We start from the raw sequence: 18758 nt of genomic DNA, 5'->3' as shown, positions 1-18758 counted from the left end.
TCTAATGGGCTGGATTAATGAGTTAATGTAAGTTTTCTTTGGATCAACAATATAATCCAGCTAGCGATAACAAATGGTGCGGTTAATACAATAATATCAGCGCTCATAAAAGCCATTGCGATTGGAACGGTTAATATGCTCCCTGCAATTGGGGCTAGCCATCGCTTACGACCATTTGATAATGCAATAGCGCTCAAAGATGCATTGTAACCGAAGAGCCCGGCAAGAATTAATGTGGGTGATAAGGCCAGGAACATGGCCAGTGATGTGGCCAGCATTCCACCAATAATACTCCAACACGCATGAGATTTATTCGAGATAAAAATCCCAATTAAAAAACAAATACCTGTAATGGCATTGTTCTGAAAGATAATTTGACCAATACCTTCGAATATCCCCCAGGTTGAGGTGTTTTCGTTAATGAATGCTGCAGTTGGCGCTAGATCTAGTGCTGGAGCCAATATCCATATAGCCCATATCACCAGAATGTAGGGTGCAGTATAAGGCGGAAGGATAAAGTGAAGCAGCATAAAGCGCATGATTAAGACTGTTAAAGCACTTCCACCGACAATCAATAAAAAAGTCATTAGGGATGGAGCATATAATAAGAATATGACTACACCGATCAAAGCTCCATTGTACCCAAATAGTCCATCCTCAATTTGTTTTACGGGATAATTAAGGATATTTGCACAGGCAGTTGCGGTGATAACCCCAATTACGACCCCTATAGCCATGGTAATAGAGTTAACTGTTACTCCGAGTATGAATAGAAAGCCACTCAAGGCGTTTCTTTGTAGGATGACCTGGCTAATTCCTCTGAAGATACTGACAAGACAATTTCCGAGTTTTGTAGTTATTGGCTTTTTCATAGTATCTCTATTACAGCCTTAATTCGAATTAGTTAGTGTGGCTGCCAGATTTTTAGCCAAGTGAAATTAGAATATATTGTGTATGAGATTAGCAAAGGGGTTATCCATTATCTTTCTTAATCTGAATAAGTTGTAATAGTCCCTGCCCGCTCACTTGTTCACGGTCATAAATAGACTATTAACTTTAGGTTATCCAGAATAAGCCATGGGTAATACACAGTTACCAGGTAAGCTGATTTTTTTTCGATATATTGTAGTGCTACTTAATTGACTGTCACGTTCTGACCAGAGGCCCGTAGCCTGCTTTAGCTTATTAGATTTTCTTCATACCTGTGATTGAATGTGCTTCCCCAAAAACCATCTACAATTCAACACACCACTTAAGCGCCGTGGGTAATACATTAACTCTTCCGGTGTATATGGTTAAACGATACTTTCGGTAGTGAGGTAGCAAGCATGTTTAACAATGTAGGTTGGATTATCGAAGGAAAGATAAGAAAGGGACATGAAGCGGAGTTCAAAGCTGTTGTGAATGAGATGGTCGCAGCAACTAAGAAAGAAGGTGGAACCCTGAACTACCAGTATTACGTAACCGATGATGGAAACGTGCTTATCTACGAGCATTTCAAGGACTCCAAGTCTGCCCATAAGCATATTGACTCGTGGGACAACTTCGCCGATCGCTGGATAGCGGCTGCTGAACCCACTCGCTTAGTACACCTGGGTGATATGCCACAAGAACTTCGCGAGCGTCACTCTGGCCTGAAGTCAATTCTGTATCACCCTTACGCTGGATTTGAGCGTTCAGGTGGTAAGGCTCACTAACCTTCAAGGGAAGACGGTAAAGGTGTAATACTTTCACCAGTTGAGTTGATAACTACATGTTTCAAGACAACTGGTGAAGGTTGGGTACCCTTTCATTTATAAAAAGTTACTCCAGCAGTTTTATGGAATCCCATATTTCTCAGCCAATCGATCGATTTCTGCTTGTGATCTGGAATTATCTGGACACTTCGCACCAAACCATGGATTTAGATCACTATCTGTATTTGTAGCAGGTAGCTCTTTAACATCAAAACAGCGGTCTCCAACTTGAACAAAGGTTCCTGTCGAGGTCTGGTATCTGTTTTCTGTAGGCTGATATCGACGGACTTTGTTGCGTTCCCTGGCTATTTTTCTCTCGAGAGCGGGATTGAATACAGTCGGTTGTCGCCATGACCTTGGCGCAGTTGGGAAATCCCCGGAATGGGGCCTTGCCTCCAATGCTCCTTCCAATTTGGGGGGTGGCTCTTCTATTTTGGCTGGCTTCACCTTATTCAAACGATCAGGTATTGGCGGGCTAGTAATGGGTACTGCATCTGTCTGAGCGTTAATTTCTTGCTTTGATACTGCGCTCGGTTCTTCATCTGTTGGCGGAGACGTAGAAGGCAGAGGAGTAAATGAGGCCAGTAATTTGACTTCTAGCGACGTTTTGGTCCTAGGAGTTGGACCTGGAGCTATTGATACTGGAACAACTATCAGTGCTATATGGGTTCCAATAGCAATCAGTACTGAGACTGCAAAGCGCCAATTTTGGGTGGTTTTGATGTTGGAGAGTGAAGGTGTCGTCGTATTAAAATCCATCTACTTCGTAGACCATATCTCAATAGACCTGGCCAAAATCCTTTTCCGAAAAACTCTGTGATTAGTGCGATAACAGGTAGGACTCCCACAGATCTTATAAGTTCTTTGGAGCCTCCAACTTCACCTGGTTGTTACTTTATGGCAATGAGGCCATCGCCCTCCTCCTGTTAGCCTTCTTCGCTACTGAATACACAGAGAACAGCCCTAGGGTTCCTAATCAAACAAATCCTCTTTGCCTTACTGTAAGAATTTGCACTCCAGTACGACCAAGGTGGGTATCTAAACAGATTGTCTTCAAATTGGGGCTTATACCCTGCCACTAAGGATATGGATTGTATGAAATTTATCCGCTTAGCTCTTCGCACCTTGATCGCCGCTACATTAGTTTTTTCTATGCCATTCGCTCTAGCATCAGAGCCATTTTCCGAAGAACGATTCAAGGAGTTACAAGCCGCCAAACGACCCATTTTGATCGATGTGAGAGCAGATTGGTGCCCAACCTGTAAAAAGCAGGGCGAGATTCTGGCACAGTTTCAGAAGGACAATGCCCAGTGTGGCCTTACGATCCTGAATGTGGATTTCGACTCCCAGAAAAAGTGGGTTAAGCACTTCCGCGCTCCTCGGCAATCAACGCTACTACTGTTTAATGGGGAGCAACAGGTGTGGTTCAGTGTTGCCGAAACTCGTGCCGATGTAATTCAGGAGAATATCTTCGATTCAGTTAAGGCTTGCACTGACAATGCTTGAGCTTAGCGCCATCCCCCTGGCTTTGATCGCGGGTACTCTCAGTATTCTCTCCCCCTGCGTTTGGCCATTGGTGCCAATGGTTGTTGGTGCATCTAATAGCGCCGGGCGCTGGGGGCCGTACGCGTTGGCGGTTGGGCTAAGCTTGTCCTTTGCATTGGCAGGTACTGTGCTGAGCTTTCTATTGGTCTCCTTAGGATTAGACCCAGAACTCTTCCGCTATATTGCCGCGATAATGTTAGTGGCGGTTGCACTCGTCTTGTTGATCAAACCACTTTCCGATTGGCTTACCTTGCGCTTATCAAAAATCACTGTAGGGGCGAGCATTACCGGTGATGGGGCTTGGGCTGGGCAGTTTGGTATTGGCTTCCTTACCGGAATCATCTGGCTGCCATGTGTTGGCCCTACCCTGGGTGCCGCTATAGCACTGGCTTCCATGGGCCAACAATTGGCGCAGTCATTTATGGTGATGTTTGCTTTCGGACTAGGTACCGGTACAGCGCTTTTAGTGGCTGGGGGGCTATCGAGGCAGATTTATACTCGACTGTCACCATCAGTTGGGGCTTTCGCAATTGGAGGCAAAACATTACTAGGTCTTATACTATTACTACTCGGGGTACTGGTCTTGAGTGGGCTTGATAAAGTAATGGAAGCCTGGGCTTTGAATTGGATTCCCGAGTGGACTTTCAGTTTTTGATGGTCTTTTAGTGGTAAGCCAAGCCATATTGGTTTTTACGGGCCGGGTATTCTTATTCGGCCTTCTTAACTTGGAATCACAAAATTAGCCTTACGACTCATTAGGTACTCGCTCCCTTCATCGGCGTGAATGCGCACTTTTCATATTGGAGGATTTACGGTGGTAGAAATCGAGTGTCTATGGGAGTGCAATGATGGATTGGGCGAGACACCGATTTGGTCAGCGGAAGACAAGTCTATTTATTGGGCTGATCACGTTAACCCCGAACCTGACCCCGCTGATGCCCGGCTTCCATCCATAAGAAGTTTCAATATCGAAACAGGCGAACGCAAGACCTGGGAGATGCCTGAACAAATAGGCTCCTTTGGCTTCCGCCGTGGAGGCGGAATGATCGGAGGTGGATGCTCCGGTTTCTTTGCGATCGACTTGGAAAACAGACGTGTCGATACAATCGTTAATCCTGAACCCGGTAGGCCTCACAGTCGTTTGAATGATGGCAAAGTGGACCGCTATGGGCGTTTCTGGTGCGGCAGTATGGATGTTCGTTTTAAAGACAAATCTTCCTATCTCTATTGTTTGGAGCCCGATCTAACCTACCGAAAGGCCGATAAGGATTTTCGCTTTGTTGTAGCCAACGGCATTGCTTTTGACCCTGAAGATACGCGAATGTATTTCGGGGATACCTTTGGACATATGGTTTACGTATTCGATCTGGATATCATTGACGGCCGGATTAGCAACCGGCGCCCTTTCTTTTCCATAGAAGACCGACAACCAGGAATTGTCGACGGTGCAACGGTAGATTCGGAGGGGTTTTACTGGTTTGCGTTGAATCTGGGGGGCAAAATCTTGCGAGTAGATCCCAAAGGAAGGCTTGATAGAGAGATCGACCTGCCGATTCGCAGCCCTACCTGCATCGCTTTTGGCGGTAATAATTATGAGACACTGTTTGTCACATCTCAGCAGTCATTCCTCACTAAAGAGGAACTGGCTCGACATCCTCAACCGGGCTGTATCTTAGCCGTTCACGGGCTTGGAATTCAGGGGCTTCCTGAGCCAAAGTTCGGCAGTTAACTAGCTCTTAATTGCAACTCTTCAAATAGGCATCCCTATTCTTGCGTTCTGTCGGGCTAGAATCTTTGTGTGTGATAAATCTGAATCGCCAATTGGACAAGAGAGGTGTCAGTTGCGTATCCCTGCCATCCCACCAGAAGAGCTCAGCGAAGAACAGAAACCTCTTTACGAAGATATGAGTAATGAGATGAAGGGGTATTTCACAGGTTTCATCAAGAAGCGCAAGGATGGCGCTTTACTGGGGCCCTGGGCACCAGCACTGCAATATCCCAGGTTTGGAAAGCCCTGGTGGGACAATATCAAGGCTATTGCAGACAAACCCACGCTTCCTAAGGCTGCTCGGGAGGTTGCGATTCTAATCACCGCAGCTCATTTTAAAGCGGGTTATGAGCTGTACTCCCATACGGTTATTGGTGAGAAAAGTGAGTTGGCAAGGAGCAAAATTGCCACTATCGCAGCGGGCCAGCGCCCAATAGACCTAACTTTTGAGGAAGCCGCTGCTTATGATGTCGCCGCATCACTTGCAGCTGGAGGCCGCCTGCCAAAGGCTACTTGGGAGATGGCCGTGAGTGCTTTCGGTAACGAGGGCGCCGCCGAACTGGTCTTTCTCGTGGCTGGCTATCATCAGGTCTCTGCCATTTTAAATGGTTTTGATATTTCCATACCTGGCGACGGGAGTTAGGGAGCGTCTTGGTTCGGGAGGGGGAAAGAATGTTTTGGTTTTTCCAGCCCAACTCCACACTCATCCTATATGTAAGTTGTGAAAAGTAGCGTCCTCTCAATGCTTGAAAGCAAATACCACTCTCTTCGAGAGTAATTGAGAGGAAGGTAAAGTGTGTAGTTGGGATAGGTTGCAGCGCCCTATTCCAGTGCCGTACAGATTCTATAGAGTTTACGAGATGGCATTCGCCATCTCGCAGGAAATAGCCCGCTATTGGGCGGCAACAGCTTGGGGGATATCTGCAGACTGCTTTGACTGGGGTACCTGCCTGTAGATATATCTGCTCGAATAGAGGCAAATGACACCCATTACCAGGGCGCCCAGGTCAGTGAAGACCACTGGCAAAGTGACGGACTTCCAGGGGATCAGCAGACCATTTCCAGTTACCAGCGCATTCAGCAGCGGGATGCCGCACAGCAGCAAGCCTGCACAAAGTGAGAGATCTGCTAATGCAGGTTTTATCTGGCGGCGCAACATCGCCCAGGCTATGGCCACTCCCCATACAGAGAGATACACCATTTCAATCCAGTGAAAGCGCTGATCGCCACCACCACCGAGAGGTAACAGCTTATTGGCATAGAAAGTGGCCGCGGTGGCGACAACCAAACCGGCACAAACCCCTACGGTGAGCAAACTGAGGAACCAGCCGGAACCTCGGACATTGATATCACCAGAGGGAAGCTTCTGTCTCTGTGCCTTGCGAACCTGCCAGATAACGGTGCCCGTTACCATCATCAAACACAATGCCAATCCCAATACAAAGTACAGGGCTTTTATCAGGAAGCCACCGTAGAGTGCGTAGTGAAGTGGAGTCAGTGAAAAATACACTCGCATAAACGGACCTGAGTCCTGCACGGGGTTATTGATGTTAACTACTTCGCCATCTTCACTGCGGTATTTGACATCTACAAAGCGCACCAGCGCCTCGTTTGTTTGGCCCGAGACTTGGACAACCTGATTGCGATCCCCGTAGGCCTCCACATAAATGGCTTTGGGATTCGCATTAGGCACTTGGTCCTGGTAGCGCAGCAGCATTTGGTTATAGCTATTGGACAGCAAAGGCTCGCCAGTTATCTCAGGATGTTCCCCCACTACCGAGGCGACTGCTGCTTCCACATTACCTTCAAAAGCAGAAAATGCAGCAACCTGAATCATAATGCCATTCAGGCCAAGTATTGCGCCGGTAAAAGCAATCACTATATGGAACGGTAGCGGCCAGACCCCTAATACTTTGTGCAGGTCTGTCCATTTGAGCCGCCTGCTGCGATCCACACGGAATTTAAACATCTCTTTAAAAATTTTCTTGTGAATGATGATGCCACTTAATATGGAGAGCAGCATCACCAAGCCCATCAGTCCAACTAGGTAGCGTCCGAAAGGCCTGGGAAACAGTAGGTCAGTGTGCATATACGTCAATAGCTCAGCGAAATCAGAGCCGCTGGGCGGCAGCACTTCACCGGTATTGGGGTTTATATGGCGTACCTCGGTTTCCTCACTTTCAGCATCAGTCCAGAGCACTTCCAGCATAGGATGGTAGTAGTCTGGCATTGAGATCATAAAAAAGCTGTCCTCACCGATATTTGCCTCGGCGAGCACCGGAGCGACCAGTCGATCTACATCCACAGGCGCTTCAGCATCGAAGGCAATACGATGCTCGGGGCGTTCCCATTGGGTCAGCTCGTGGCCAAATAGTGCGACCACGCCGGAAAAGGAAATTACGAATAGCAGAATAGAAAATAACACCCCAATCCAGGAGTGAATTTCGTAAAAAAGGATATTGCTACGCTGTTGCATTTAAGTTGGCTAGACCGAAAATTATAAAAAAGAAAGAGCGCTTAGTCCGAGCATGACCAGCAACAGGGACAGTAGGTATGCCGCTGCGCGCCAAGTGGAGGCGGCGAGTAACCCCATACTCATATACCCGACCCATAAAAGTGTCGATAACATAGATCCCGCTGCCATCCGTTCTGTTGGCTCGGCGGACGGCCAGTAAATCGACAACATCACCGTGCTGGAAAACATCAAGATAATGCTCAGCACAATGGTCAGGGCGACCTGTTGCCAACTGATTTTTATTGAAGCAGCCATAGAGTTATCCGATAGTCAGAAGAGCCTGCTCTAATACCAACAAGCCCACTACTGACAGCGGAAAATGGCGAAGCAGCCAATTAGGTTTGATTGGGGCGAGCAGTGCTTGTAATAAAGCGCAGAACATCGCGACACAAAGCCAAATGGGTATCCCTACCTCCCAGCCATATAGGAGTCCATAAGGAATTGAACTCACCGGAAGCACCCACCAGGCAATTCTTCGTAAGCGCTTAAAACTACTGAGCTGTAGATCTTTATGTCTGGTTACAAAAATAAGTAGTACAGCCGAATAAGTAAGTAGGAAAGCCACCAGGTTAGACATTGAAGTTTTCCAGCCTTCTTTGCTTAGAGGTCGCGGATTTTTTGAACATTGCGCTTATTCTTTACAGAAATGGAGTTTCGTAGTTGCAAATATTGCCTTCAATACTGGGAAGCTTTGTATTTAGCGATCTACCGGGTTTAAATTTAAGTCACAAATAATAATCATTATCAGTTGTAGTCTATCTTAAGATACATGTTTGTTCAATTGGCTTGAAAATGCAGACAGACTGGAAGGTAGCAAGGAAGAGGTGCTAAGTTCTTTTACCTTTCTTCCATATCTTATCGTTCTTACCATGTGGATTATTGACTTCGAAGCCAGTGGCTTATCCAAGCAGAGTTACCCTATAGAAGTTGGCCTCTGCTCTGAAACAGTGGAATACCAGGCGCTAATAAAACCAGTGCCACACTGGTCTTATTGATCCGATGATGCTGAATCGATACATAACATTTCCCGGTCAAGGCTGGAATCCGAGGGTATAGATCCAGCTACAGTGGCTTATAGCCTAAACAGGATTCTTTCAGGTCAGGTTGTCTATTGCGATGCCCTGCACTGGGACAGTTTTTGGTGCAATGCCCTTTTTTCTGATACTGGTATTCATCAGGAGTTTGAACTCAGGGATATTCAGGTGCTAATTGGTGGCTCTGAAAATCACCTAAGAGCATTCATTAAAGAGCGCGAAAAGCTGGAGGACTCTGACAAATTCACAGTTCATCGAGCGCTGGATGATGCAAAAATAATCAGGAAGGCACTAAAAGTAGCATTAGCAGGCTGATATGAGTGAGTAGCTTTGGAGTTAAGTAAAACGGTCGTCCTCCTTTGACTAACTAACAGAGAGCAGTAATTAGGGAGCCTCTGAGTAACTCCGTGATACCTCTGGCATGCAGAGCGGTTCACAATCAAGGCGCGGCTTCGCAGGAATGTCTAGACCTTTCAAGAAGTCGCAACGCGGAGTGTGAATCGCTCTGCAAGCCCCGAAGGGCGGGCCTTGAAGGCCACAGCTGCTGCGTTGCAGCTCTTGCAAAGGGCTACGGCCATTCGCGGCGAGCTGCGCCTAACATCTGCAGCCTTCAAGACCCGCAGAGGCATTACGGAGTTACTCAGAGGCTCCTTAGGTCTATTACTTCTGCACCTTGTGTAGGCACTAACTTTTTGCCGCAATAAAAACACCACTTCCTATAAGTAAAGTCCCAGAGCCGTATTTTAGAGCCGGGGTCTTTCCTGATTGACTGATTGTTGACCGTGCCTTGCAGGCAAGGTACGCATAACCGGCCATCACACTGCCTACGGCTAGCGTTGCAATTGCAAATATAATTGCAATGTCCAAAGAAGCAACACGAGTTAGATCGAGGAATGCTGGAAAGAAGCTTACGTAGAAAAGAATAGCTTTCGGGTTACCCAGCGTGGTGACTAAGCCCAGTAGAAAACTTGAAAAGCTGCTATGGGAGTGGCTTGTTGCTATTTGGTTTTGGTCGACTTGTCTTTTCTTTGCTGAGAGAAAGAGATTCACTCCCAGCCAGATAAGATAGGCAGCTCCAGCATATTTAATAACGATGAATAAGCTCCCCAAGGTTTCGGCTAGCGTTGCTAAGCCAAGCAGAGCTAACAAAACAAAGAAATAATCGCCTACAACAATTCCCACTACTGTAATTAACCCCTGGCGCAAGCCGAGTGTCACTGACCGGGAAACAACAGCTAATACTCCCGGCCCAGGTATCAGTGCTAGAACTAGCATTGAAATGAACAGAGCTAAGGATGTAGAGATTGTCATGAGGTACTCAGTGATTTTTAACTATTTTGAGTATTGATTCTATATGTTCAAATATTGAACGCAACCTAATTGGGACTGTTCCCCATAATGGGGAGCAGACCCAGCTAGTCAGATAGATATGGCGATGAATTAATCCTGTTGCATACCATCAACCCATTTCGGTTTCTTGGGGGCGATAGGAGCGAATCGATATAGTTCCCAACCGCCATCGGGGTTGAGATTAAAGGGGTTCGCTGTTCCAAGCCACATGAAGGTTGGGTGATTAATCATCGTTCTAAAACCGAAGTTAGCTGAATTGCCCACACCATTTATAGTTGCAGGAATAGCGCGCTGATTTGGCGAGAGGAATCGATAGAGCTTTGCGCCAGATGTTACCGGGTTGGATAGTGCGTTTTCCAGTAGCATAAGTAGTTCTGCTGGAAGTTCACCTGCGGGGTCAGTTCCACTCTCTATTAGAGCTGCAAATTGCTTACTGACATCTAGGGTACCCAGGTACATATTGTCTCCAGTTACTCCCAGGCGCCAAGTGTATACATTAAATGGCCAACCCAATCCGGCTCTGCCTAGCTTTGGGGCTCCAGCCAGTGTCTGAGTATCCACAAACTCATTACTATCTGGGTCCCAAACCTGGACACTTTGATACCCATATAGGACATTAACCCTCGGTTTCTTCTTCCCTTTATCTCTCTTACTTTTTCTGGTGAATCGGTCACCACTGAACACAGTGGTTGCACGATGAGTTGCGATTATGGTTCCCAATTCACCAATAGGCGTATCCCAGGTTTCGCCATAGGCTTGAACATGGCTTCTGAAACCACCTAATGGAAAGTTAATCGTGCCCCAGTAGAGCTTTCCTTGCCATGATGTAATGTCTCCGCCCGCATAGGCCCGAGCACTGATGAGGTCTGGTTCGTACTCAGTGATGTTCCAGACCTCTTCCCACTCTTCAACATCACTGGGCTTAAAGCCTCCGGGAGGTATCCTGGGACTCATTACAATTCCCGAATAGGCCAGAACTTCTCCTGTTTGAGTATTAACATTGGGCCAGGTGGAGGAAAATATACGCCCTCTATGTACAGTCAGGTTTGCAGGGGTGCTTTCCATGGTTCCCACTGCTTCAAACTTGAATGGATCATGCAGATCGCCCATCCAGCGAAGGACTTGGCCTGATCCACCCAGGCCTTCTTGTAATCGAACGCCTGTGTACAACACACCTTTGTAATTTAAAAACTTACGGATGTTTGAATACTCAGGGAATCTTTTCGATCCCAAGTACTGCCCGGTACTTGCCTGCCAAGCCATCATAATGATGCTGTTACCGCCGCCCTCGCCGGCTATACCTTCTTGGACACCGCCGGGTCCCGCAAGAAAAATAACATCGTCAGCATAGCCACCCGAGCGGAACCCCAATGTGTCTTGAAGAAATGGGTCATAAGTGGGGGTTATTTCTGTTACTTCCAGGGTACAAGTGTCCATGCGGTAAGCTGTCGGTGCCCGCCAATCGCCAAGGTTTTTAAGGTTGGGGTTTTCCTGGGCCAGTATCCCTTGATTGAATTCGCATACCCATCCCTGGTTTGGCGCAAATATTGGAGTCAAAACTGCATCCGGGGCCGCTTGTGCGGTACAAGGAACGTTGGCACCTGTTCCCCAATACAAAAACTTGGGAGATTCAGCCATTCCCCAGATCTGTGCACTATTGCGTTTAGGCTCCCCCGCAGAACATACCCCTTCGACCAATTCCGGGTAGGGTTGGCCAATACCGTTAAAGCACTCGTCGATCGGCGCTTTAAATAGTTTGTCAAAACGCGGCTTAACCCGTTTGCACCTTTTGTCTGGATGACCTTGAGGCCCAACTTCTGGTATTGCCCATTGAGCGTTAGCGAAAATTGGGATTGTGGAGGTTAAAAGTAACGAAATTGCAAAATATGCGGTGGCTCTCATGTATATTCCCTGCCCTACTACTTACCGCTACAGCGGAAAAATCAACGGTTAAAAGGCTTGTGGGTCTTATTAATCGCAGGCCAAATGGGTCAGCAATATCCAAGACTAAATAAAGGTTAGGATCTTGAAGGTGAGAGGAACTGATTAATTCTATGAATATTCTGCCAATAAAATCCTTAGCAAATTCTCGGTAGTTGTTCCCCTGGTAACCGTTGTAATAACCGATCGCATCCCAAGCTGTTCTTCAGAATGACTTGGGCGCAATTTCTTTGTTCAATTGTACCGATAAAACCACAGGCGCTTTCCGCTGCTGCTTCTTGAAGGATGGAAATTGCCTGCTTGGAGGCGCCTTCAGGGACAATAGCGACAAAACGTCCCTCGTTTGCGACATATAGTGGGTCGAGGCCCAAAATTTCACAAGCGCCCTGTACGGCATCGGATACTTGAATTTTGCTTTCTTCCAAAATGAAGGTTTTTCCGCAGCTCTCTGCGAGCTCCACCAGTGCAGTGGCAAGCCCACCACGTGTGAGATCTCGCAGACAATGAACTTCAATTCCGGCATTGATCATTTGTGCAACTACACCATTCAGTGGCGCACAATCGCTGAGGAGATCACTTTCAAACTCGAGTCCCTCTCGGCTGGCCATCACCGCTATGCCATGGCGGCCGAGATCGCCGGACAGGATAATAGAGTCACCTTGGCAAATACGGTTGGGATCAATGGGTTGTTCTCTTATCAGGGTACCGATGCCACTGGTATTGATATAGAGCCCATCCCCCTTCCCTTTCTCTACCACTTTGGTATCGCCGGTGACTAAGGTAATTCCTGAGTTCCGGGCAGCCTCAGCCATCGAGATCAGAACCCGTTGGAGAGTTTCCAGGGGCAACCCCTCTTCGAGAATCAAGCCGCAGCTTAGAAACTTGGGTTCCGCGCCTGCCATGGCCAAATCGTTGACGGTGCCATAAACGGCGAGCTCACCGATATTTCCTCCGGGAAAGAAAAGCGGTGAGATTACAAAGGAGTCGGTGGTAAATACGAGCTGATCCGGTTTCCATGGAAGTGTTGCACTGTCATGGGCCTGGGATAGCCAGGGATTAGAGAAGACAGGTTGAATATATTGATCGATCAAGCGTTGGGTCATCTCCCCACCGCTGCCATGGCCAAGGCGTACGACCTCGTCAGCGGTTGGTGGAATTGGACACTGCAGATTCATTCGATTCCACCTGATTCTGGTAGCGATAGTAGGCCGCGCAAGCGCCTTCAGTGGAAACCATTGGCGCCCCCAGCGGTTGCTGGGGTTGGCAGGTCTTAGCGAAGTGAGGGCAATCCCCGGGCTTCTTTAGCCCCAGCATAATATCCCCACTGATACATCCCCTGTTTTCAGAAATGCTCAATGCTGGAAGATTGAATGTTTGTTCTGCATTGAATCCTGAGTAATCGTCGCTCAATACCAGACCGCTAGCGGGAATTTCACCTATACCGCGCCACTGTTGTGTTGCTACTTTAAAAACCTCTTTAATCAAGTCCTGGGCAACGGTATTACCTGTTTTAGTAACCGCGCGCTGATATTGGTTTTCTACTTCACAGCGACCATTTTCTAATTGACGGACACACCGGAGTACGCCTTCAAGAATATCCAGGGGTTCAAAGCCTGTAATCACTATTGGAATCTGGTGTTTTTTCACCAAGCTGCGGTACTGACGATATCCGGTTATTGCACAGACGTGACCTGCAGCTAGGAAACCTTGAATCCGACAGTCTTCACGGGCACATATCGATTGAATCGCCGGTGTAACCAAAAACTGGGATATCAATGCGTAAAAGTTGTCGATTTGCTTTTGCTTGGCGAGGGACAGCGCTAGGGCATTGGCGGTAGCGGTCGTTTCAAAACCCACCGCAAAGAATACGACCTGCTTGGTGGGGTTCTGCTCTGCCATATTGAGCGCTTGCAGCGGCGAGTAGACAATACGGACATCGCCTCCGGCAGCTTTGACTTCTAGTAAATCTCGATCTGAACCGGGGACTCGCAACATATCGCCAAAGGAGCAGAAGATAACATTGGGCATTGCAGCAATCGCAATAGCTCTATCGATGATTTCCTGCGGTGTGACACAAACCGGGCAACCGGGTCCGTGTACTAATTGAATCTCCTCGGGCAGTAATTGCTGCAAGTTGTATTTTGCGATGGCATGGGTTTGCCCTCCACAGATCTCCATTAGAGTCCATGGGCGAGTAGTGACTTTCTGAATCTCTGCCGCAATTAGCTTGATGTTCTCGCCGTTGCGGTATTCCTTGAGGTATTTCATTACAGGCTGACTCAACCCAATGTTTTGAGGTACTCGAAAACCTTATTTGCTTCTTTTGCTCTCAACTTGCTGATCGCGACTCCAGCATGAACGATCACGTAGTCTCCTACTTCAGCCTCAGGTACCAATGATAAATTTACAGCTTTACTGATACCGCCGAAGGAAACTTTTCCAGTGCGCTCCATGGCTGATTCTTGCTCTATTAATTCGATTCTTCCGGGAATTCCCAGGCACACTAGGAACTCTCCTCTCCCAATGATTGCCCAGCAGCATCCATACACTGTGCGTAGTGGATTTGGCCCAGCGATATTCCGCCATCATTTGGGGGGACCTCACTGTGGCTGTGAACTGAAAAGCCCTGGCTTTCCAGGAGCGCAGTGACGGTTTCGGTAAGCCGCTTATTCTGGAAAACACCGCCGGACAGAAAGATATTCTTTTCACCTTGTTGCGTTGCTACTGCCAGCGCCATCTGCGCGAGTGTGTTGTGAAATGCAGCGGCCCTTTGTGGCAGTGATCGGTTTTCATCGTAGATCAAAGCACTAATACAGGGTGTCCAATCCAGCTCAAGCAGGTCCCCTTTTTGAATAAAGCTAAAGGGGTAGCTGTCTTTAGAGCTGACGCCACGGGCGCACTGTTCAAGAGCCATGGCTGCCTGCCCTTCAAAACTGGTATGCGTGGTCAGTCCGAGGAGTGCGGATACCGCATCGAATAGGCGGCCGACAGAGCTACACGGTGGACTGTTAATCTCACCTTTTAGCATGGTGACCAGGTTTTGACGCTCACCAAGGGTGAAGCAGCGCTTTAACTGTCGATTCTCCAGGGCGACAAACCCGGAGATTTCATACAAAAGTCCAGCCGCAGAGCGTCTGGGCTCCCGTACGGCCTTTTCACCGCCTGGCAGCGGGAATGTACGAAAGCTGGCGATGTGTTTGACAGGAGACTGTCCATTCCAGTGAAAGAATTCTCCACCGCGAACAATGCCACTGCGGTCGTAACCAGTTCCATCCCAGCAGATTCCCAGTGCAGGACCTGAGTGAGCGTGTTCTGCCATGCAGGAGAATAGATGGGCAATATGGTGCTGAACGCCAATACGCACAGCTCTTTGCTTCATAGCCCAGCGGTGAGAGGTATAGCCTGGATGGAGGTCGTGGATTAATTTTTTCGGGCGGCACTGCTGTAGTTTGGTGAGGTCGCCAATAGTTTGGTTGAAGTGCTTCAGGGTATTGGCACTTCCTAAGTCACCAATATGTTGGCTGGGATATGCCCACCCGGCGTGAGACAGTGCAACTGTGTTTTTCAGGTCCGCGCCCAGGGCCAGGAAGCTTTCTCGTTCACTTTCGCCCTTTTGGCCTGGTCTAGGCAAGGTAATGGGAAGTGGCGCGTAGCCCCGGGCTCGACGCAACATCAGCGGACGGTTATTGACCACCCTGAGTACAGAGTCATCCAGTGGGCGCAAAATTCGGCGATTGTGAACCAGGAAATAGTCAGCGATTTTACCCAAGCGCTCAAACGCCTCATCATTTTCTGTACAAATAGGCTCTTCTGCGAGATTACCGCTAGTAGCGACAAGAGGGGCTCGATACTTTTGCGCGAGCAAGTAATGTAAAGGTGATGCAGGCAGCATCACCCCCAAGTCGGCAAGATTTGGAGCGACCAGCGGATGTATCCTGGAGTGACTGTCATCCTTCGCTTCCAATAGAACAATCGGTCTTTCTCGGGTTGATAGTAGCTGCGCCTCTTGCTCCGAGACGCAGCAATCCTGGCAGACACTTTTCAGCTCGTCATATAGAAGCGCGAACGGCTTATGCGGACGTTGTTTGCGCTGGCGCAAGTTGGCGAGCGCCTTACCATTGGAGGCGTCGGCTAACAGTTGAAAGCCGCCTACCCCTTTAAGGGCAATAATTTTCCCCTGGGCAAGGGCATCAAGGGCTTTGGATAGTGCCCGACTCTTTTTCGCAATTGTAACGCCGGCAGTATTACAGAAAAGTAATTGAGGGCCGCACTGGGGGCAGGCATTGGGCTCCGCATGAAAGCGCCGATTGAGGGGGTCCCGGTACTCCCCCGAGCACTTTCCGCACAGGGGGAAGTGGTGCATGGAGGTGTTGACACGATCGTAGGGCAGTTTGTAAATGATGCTGTAGCGGGGCCCGCAGAGAGTACAGCTGATAAACGGGTAGTCGTAGCGGCGATTGTTAGGGTCTGACAATTCCCTGAGGCAATCATCACAGGGAGCCAGGTCTGGTAAAACGATGGTTGAACTACTGGCATCACGGACACTGGGTAAGATTCGGAAACCGTATTCTGCTTGAAGAGCCACCGGATAGGATTCAATGTGAGTGATGCGACTGTAGGGTGGCTTCTCTGAAGATAACTTATCGATAAACTTCTCGATTTCCCGGCTTTTGCCTTGGACTTCAATTCTCAAGCCGCCGCTGTAGTTGGCCACCCAGCCTTTTAATTGAAAGCTATCGGCCAGGCGATAGACAAAGGGCCGGAATCCTACTCCCTGCACCAATCCGGCGATTTCAATCCGGCGGCGTTCAGTGGCCATCAGTCTCCTCAAACTTTAAGCTCTCCAGGATTACATCCTGGGCTTCCTTGTGATTAATATCCTTAAGCTCATCAATTTCCAGCTTAATCCCCTCGAGAGAAGTCCCGAGTATCTCCCTGTCAAAATGCTCCCTCAGATGCGCTGCAGACATATGCGCCAGGGCACCCAAGCGTAAGCGAACGCCGATCGGCCTGCCGGGTTCATCAGAGGCCAGTTCCTGGATTTTATCGATCAGGTTTTTGATGAGATTCTGTTCGTGCATAGTGGTCTCCGCTGTATAGCGTTAGGTGCGCGATAATCATTTGCTCTGCTCGATGGGCTGCACTGGCCACTTTGGGCGATAACCCCTGTCCTTTTGCCAGACTTTCTGAGTTGATCGCAAAAACATCCAGGTGTGCCGGCAGCGAATTAATGTGCTTTCCCATGGTCAGCGCTTCGGTCAGCCCAAATCCATGGCTTGATGTATTGCACATCGATGGAGCAAGAGCACTCTCAAGCCCATCAATGGTGACAACCTCCCCGATAGGGTGCTGATCGCTTATCATGGCGTCTACAAGGCAAACCCATCGACCTTTCCATTGCGCGAGCAAATGTAAAATATCGCCGCCGCTTTCGAGGTATTCCACCGCCCCTCCAAGTTTTTGGCGAAGTCGAGCGATGATATGTGGCCCTACTCCATCATCACCGCGCAGGGGGTTGCCCAGGCTTACCAGTAACCATGGATTGCTTACTTTCCGCTTGCCCATAATTCAAATGTAGCTGTAGGAAGTGAGTGGAGCAGGAAATGCAAGGGTCGTAATTCCTTATCGCCCGTTCACATAGCCCCTGTAATTTATCCTCAGGAAAGTGCATAAAGCTCGGCAACATTAAGCGGAGGTCATCTTCGATGGTCTTCTGGTTTTGGGAGGTGGGAGCGACAATTTTTGCTGTCGTAATCTTGCCTTTCTCATCAATATCGTAGCGATGATATAGAAGCCCACGGGGTGCTTCGGTGGCTGCACAGCCGCTTGCGGTTCTCGGCTCGGTCTTTAAATGAGGCTCGGCTGGGGGTTGGTATCTATCAATAATATGCAGGGCTTCTTCAAAGGCATGTAGTACCTCCAGGCTCCTAACGAGGATGCTTTGGAAGGGATTTAGACAGGGGGCGGTAAAGTTGATCTCCTCCGCTAATTGCAATGCTCGAGGCGACAGCTTGTCGCGATTAAGGTTGTAGCGTGCGATGGGGCCCACCAGATAGGCACCCCGCTCCCGTAAAGTACAGTGCAGCGCGGTGCTATGAGCGACGTGCTCTTCTTCAAAGTGGTTCTCATAGTCTTGGGCGCTAATATTGAGTCCCGCACTGGAGGTGATCCTGCCCTCGTTCATTGGGTATTCTGACGGGTGGGTTAGAGCGACAAATTCGTAGTGATTATCCCTTCGCCATTCGTAGCTGGGGAAAGGCAAAGCTGCGGACCAGCGCACCAGTCGCTCGGTGAGATCCCGGGCCATTTCCAGCTGCGCTACCAAGGCTGTGAGTTCACGAGCTTCCGGAACCTTGTAGAAACCCCCTACCCTCACATTAATCGGGTGTACTTCCCTGCCACCAATAAGGCGAACGAGGGCATTGCCCGCCTTTTTAATCTCCAGCGCGTTCTTAACAATCTCTGGATGATCCTTAGCCATTGCGACTGCATTGGGGTAGCCGAGGAAATCTGGTGTATGGAGCATGCTGATATGCAGCATATGGCTCTCGATCCATTCACCGCAGTAAAGCAATCGACGAAGCATACGCAAAGCGCCGTCGGGCTTTAGGTTCAGGGCATTCTCCATGGCATGCACAGCACTCATCTGGTAGGCCACCGGGCAGATCCCACATATGCGTGCGGTGATATCTGGGGCTTCCAAGTAATCGCGCCCTCTGAGAAGGGCTTCGAAGAACCTGGGGGGCTCAAAAATCTTGAGCTGTACATTTTGTACGCCGCTATCGTCGTAGTCGATATGGAGGGCTCCCTCCCCTTCGACCCGAGCGAGATAATCTACCTTAATCGTTTTGCTGCGATCCGCCATAAAG

The 18758-nt window shown here is 48.7% G+C and carries 19 protein-coding genes; 6 read left to right on the top strand and 13 right to left on the bottom strand.

Translation table 11 applies throughout. The features are described 5' to 3' along the window. Positions 1-14 precede the first annotated feature (14 nt). Positions 15-872: an urea transporter gene (locus ACYX4J_RS10560; protein WP_476178563.1), complete on the bottom strand. Its 858-nt coding sequence runs from the start codon at positions 870-872 to the stop codon at positions 15-17. Between the two features lie 456 nt (positions 873-1328). Between ACYX4J_RS10560 and ACYX4J_RS10555 the strand changes: the two genes are divergently transcribed. After that, a complete protein-coding gene (locus tag ACYX4J_RS10555; protein ID WP_444927837.1) occupies positions 1329-1697 on the top strand; it encodes a putative quinol monooxygenase in 369 nt (122 codons plus the stop codon). A 120-nt stretch (positions 1698-1817) separates the two neighbouring features. Here the strand turns inward: ACYX4J_RS10555 and ACYX4J_RS10550 are convergent, their stop codons facing one another. Further along, a complete protein-coding gene (locus ACYX4J_RS10550) occupies positions 1818-2495 on the bottom strand; it encodes a hypothetical protein (protein ID WP_476178562.1) in 678 nt (225 codons plus the stop codon). 336 nt (positions 2496-2831) lie between these two features. Between ACYX4J_RS10550 and ACYX4J_RS10545 the strand changes: the two genes are divergently transcribed. From ACYX4J_RS10545 to ACYX4J_RS10530, 4 genes are all read left to right on the top strand, one after another. Beyond that, positions 2832-3242 (top strand): thioredoxin family protein, encoded by a 411-nt coding sequence (locus ACYX4J_RS10545; protein WP_444927835.1) that lies wholly within the window; start codon positions 2832-2834, stop codon positions 3240-3242. Then, entirely contained in the window at positions 3235-3936 is a 702-nt protein-coding gene (locus ACYX4J_RS10540) for a cytochrome c biogenesis CcdA family protein (RefSeq protein ID WP_476178561.1), read from the top strand. Before ACYX4J_RS10545 ends, ACYX4J_RS10540 begins: the two co-directional genes overlap by 8 nt. A 129-nt stretch (positions 3937-4065) precedes the next feature. Next, complete coding sequence (locus ACYX4J_RS10535) at positions 4066-5010, top strand: SMP-30/gluconolactonase/LRE family protein (protein WP_476178560.1); 945 nt, start codon at positions 4066-4068, stop codon at positions 5008-5010. Positions 5011-5122: 112 nt separating this feature from the next. Then, on the top strand, positions 5123-5692 hold the full coding sequence (locus ACYX4J_RS10530) for a carboxymuconolactone decarboxylase family protein (RefSeq protein ID WP_413661969.1): 570 nt from the start codon (positions 5123-5125) through the stop codon (positions 5690-5692). 249 nt (positions 5693-5941) lie between these two features. Here the strand turns inward: ACYX4J_RS10530 and ACYX4J_RS10525 are convergent, their stop codons facing one another. After that, on the bottom strand, positions 5942-7525 hold the full coding sequence (locus ACYX4J_RS10525) for a PepSY-associated TM helix domain-containing protein (RefSeq protein ID WP_476178559.1): 1584 nt from the start codon (positions 7523-7525) through the stop codon (positions 5942-5944). A gap of 21 nt (positions 7526-7546) precedes the next feature. Then, the gene (locus ACYX4J_RS10520) at positions 7547-7819 is read right to left on the bottom strand and encodes a hypothetical protein (RefSeq protein ID WP_108733205.1); all 273 of its coding nucleotides are present in this window, start codon (positions 7817-7819) and stop codon (positions 7547-7549) included. An 812-nt stretch (positions 7820-8631) separates the two neighbouring features. Between ACYX4J_RS10520 and ACYX4J_RS10515 the strand changes: the two genes are divergently transcribed. Next, positions 8632-8913 carry a hypothetical protein gene (locus ACYX4J_RS10515; RefSeq protein WP_476178558.1) on the top strand — a complete coding sequence of 94 codons (282 nt, stop codon included), beginning with the start codon at positions 8632-8634 and terminating at the stop codon, positions 8911-8913. A 369-nt stretch (positions 8914-9282) separates the two neighbouring features. Here the strand turns inward: ACYX4J_RS10515 and ACYX4J_RS10510 are convergent, their stop codons facing one another. The 9 genes from ACYX4J_RS10510 to ACYX4J_RS10470 form a co-directional block, all read right to left on the bottom strand. Further along, on the bottom strand, positions 9283-9909 hold the full coding sequence (locus tag ACYX4J_RS10510) for a LysE family translocator (protein WP_476178557.1): 627 nt from the start codon (positions 9907-9909) through the stop codon (positions 9283-9285). Between the two features lie 129 nt (positions 9910-10038). Further along, positions 10039-11850: a hypothetical protein gene (locus ACYX4J_RS10505; RefSeq protein ID WP_476178556.1), complete on the bottom strand. Its 1812-nt coding sequence runs from the start codon at positions 11848-11850 to the stop codon at positions 10039-10041. Positions 11851-12026: 176 nt separating this feature from the next. Then, positions 12027-13064, bottom strand: a complete 1038-nt coding sequence (gene hypE, locus ACYX4J_RS10500) for a hydrogenase expression/formation protein HypE (protein ID WP_476178555.1) — start codon at positions 13062-13064, stop codon at positions 12027-12029. Beyond that, positions 13030-14157, bottom strand: a complete 1128-nt coding sequence (hypD, locus tag ACYX4J_RS10495; RefSeq protein ID WP_445354207.1) for a hydrogenase formation protein HypD — start codon at positions 14155-14157, stop codon at positions 13030-13032. Before hypD ends, hypE begins: the two co-directional genes overlap by 35 nt. A gap of 11 nt (positions 14158-14168) precedes the next feature. Then, entirely contained in the window at positions 14169-14393 is a 225-nt protein-coding gene (locus tag ACYX4J_RS10490; RefSeq protein WP_444897323.1) for a HypC/HybG/HupF family hydrogenase formation chaperone, read from the bottom strand. Next, entirely contained in the window at positions 14393-16708 is a 2316-nt protein-coding gene (gene hypF / locus ACYX4J_RS10485; RefSeq protein WP_476178554.1) for a carbamoyltransferase HypF, read from the bottom strand. Before hypF ends, ACYX4J_RS10490 begins: the two co-directional genes overlap by 1 nt. Next, positions 16698-16970 (bottom strand): hydrogenase/urease maturation nickel metallochaperone HypA, encoded by a 273-nt coding sequence (locus ACYX4J_RS10480; RefSeq protein ID WP_282932830.1) that lies wholly within the window; start codon positions 16968-16970, stop codon positions 16698-16700. Before ACYX4J_RS10480 ends, hypF begins: the two co-directional genes overlap by 11 nt. Continuing rightward, positions 16933-17454, bottom strand: coding sequence for a hydrogenase maturation protease (locus tag ACYX4J_RS10475; RefSeq protein WP_444933207.1), 522 nt, complete (start codon positions 17452-17454; stop codon positions 16933-16935). The genes ACYX4J_RS10480 and ACYX4J_RS10475 overlap by 38 nt, the downstream gene beginning before the upstream one ends. Next, entirely contained in the window at positions 17390-18754 is a 1365-nt protein-coding gene (locus ACYX4J_RS10470) for a Ni/Fe hydrogenase subunit alpha (protein ID WP_476178553.1), read from the bottom strand. Before ACYX4J_RS10470 ends, ACYX4J_RS10475 begins: the two co-directional genes overlap by 65 nt. Positions 18755-18758 lie beyond the last annotated feature (4 nt).

The sequence above is a fragment of the Microbulbifer sp. ABM4_008 genome, assembly GCF_056311705.1.
Note: the sequence above shows the minus strand (reverse complement) of the source record. Positions and strands in the feature narration are given on the sequence as shown.

What these genes read in the sequence shown, in the direction of transcription:
- ACYX4J_RS10560 (WP_476178563.1), bottom strand. Translation starts at nt 872, where the DNA reads ATGAAAAAGCCAATAACTACAAAACTCGGAAATTGTCTTGTCAGTATC.
- ACYX4J_RS10555 (WP_444927837.1), top strand. Translation starts at nt 1,329, where the DNA reads ATGTTTAACAATGTAGGTTGGATTATCGAAGGAAAGATAAGAAAGGGA.
- ACYX4J_RS10550 (WP_476178562.1), bottom strand. Translation starts at nt 2,495, where the DNA reads ATGGATTTTAATACGACGACACCTTCACTCTCCAACATCAAAACCACC.
- ACYX4J_RS10545 (WP_444927835.1), top strand. Translation starts at nt 2,832, where the DNA reads ATGAAATTTATCCGCTTAGCTCTTCGCACCTTGATCGCCGCTACATTA.
- ACYX4J_RS10540 (WP_476178561.1), top strand. Translation starts at nt 3,235, where the DNA reads ATGCTTGAGCTTAGCGCCATCCCCCTGGCTTTGATCGCGGGTACTCTC.
- ACYX4J_RS10535 (WP_476178560.1), top strand. Translation starts at nt 4,066, where the DNA reads ATGCGCACTTTTCATATTGGAGGATTTACGGTGGTAGAAATCGAGTGT.
- ACYX4J_RS10525 (WP_476178559.1), bottom strand. Translation starts at nt 7,525, where the DNA reads ATGCAACAGCGTAGCAATATCCTTTTTTACGAAATTCACTCCTGGATT.
- ACYX4J_RS10520 (WP_108733205.1), bottom strand. Translation starts at nt 7,819, where the DNA reads ATGGCTGCTTCAATAAAAATCAGTTGGCAACAGGTCGCCCTGACCATT.
- ACYX4J_RS10510 (WP_476178557.1), bottom strand. Translation starts at nt 9,909, where the DNA reads ATGACAATCTCTACATCCTTAGCTCTGTTCATTTCAATGCTAGTTCTA.
- ACYX4J_RS10505 (WP_476178556.1), bottom strand. Translation starts at nt 11,850, where the DNA reads ATGAGAGCCACCGCATATTTTGCAATTTCGTTACTTTTAACCTCCACA.
- hypE (WP_476178555.1), bottom strand. Translation starts at nt 13,064, where the DNA reads ATGAATCTGCAGTGTCCAATTCCACCAACCGCTGACGAGGTCGTACGC.
- hypD (WP_445354207.1), bottom strand. Translation starts at nt 14,157, where the DNA reads ATGAAATACCTCAAGGAATACCGCAACGGCGAGAACATCAAGCTAATT.
- hypF (WP_476178554.1), bottom strand. Translation starts at nt 16,708, where the DNA reads ATGGCCACTGAACGCCGCCGGATTGAAATCGCCGGATTGGTGCAGGGA.
- ACYX4J_RS10480 (WP_282932830.1), bottom strand. Translation starts at nt 16,970, where the DNA reads ATGCACGAACAGAATCTCATCAAAAACCTGATCGATAAAATCCAGGAA.
- ACYX4J_RS10475 (WP_444933207.1), bottom strand. Translation starts at nt 17,454, where the DNA reads ATGGGCAAGCGGAAAGTAAGCAATCCATGGTTACTGGTAAGCCTGGGC.
- ACYX4J_RS10470 (WP_476178553.1), bottom strand. Translation starts at nt 18,754, where the DNA reads ATGGCGGATCGCAGCAAAACGATTAAGGTAGATTATCTCGCTCGGGTC.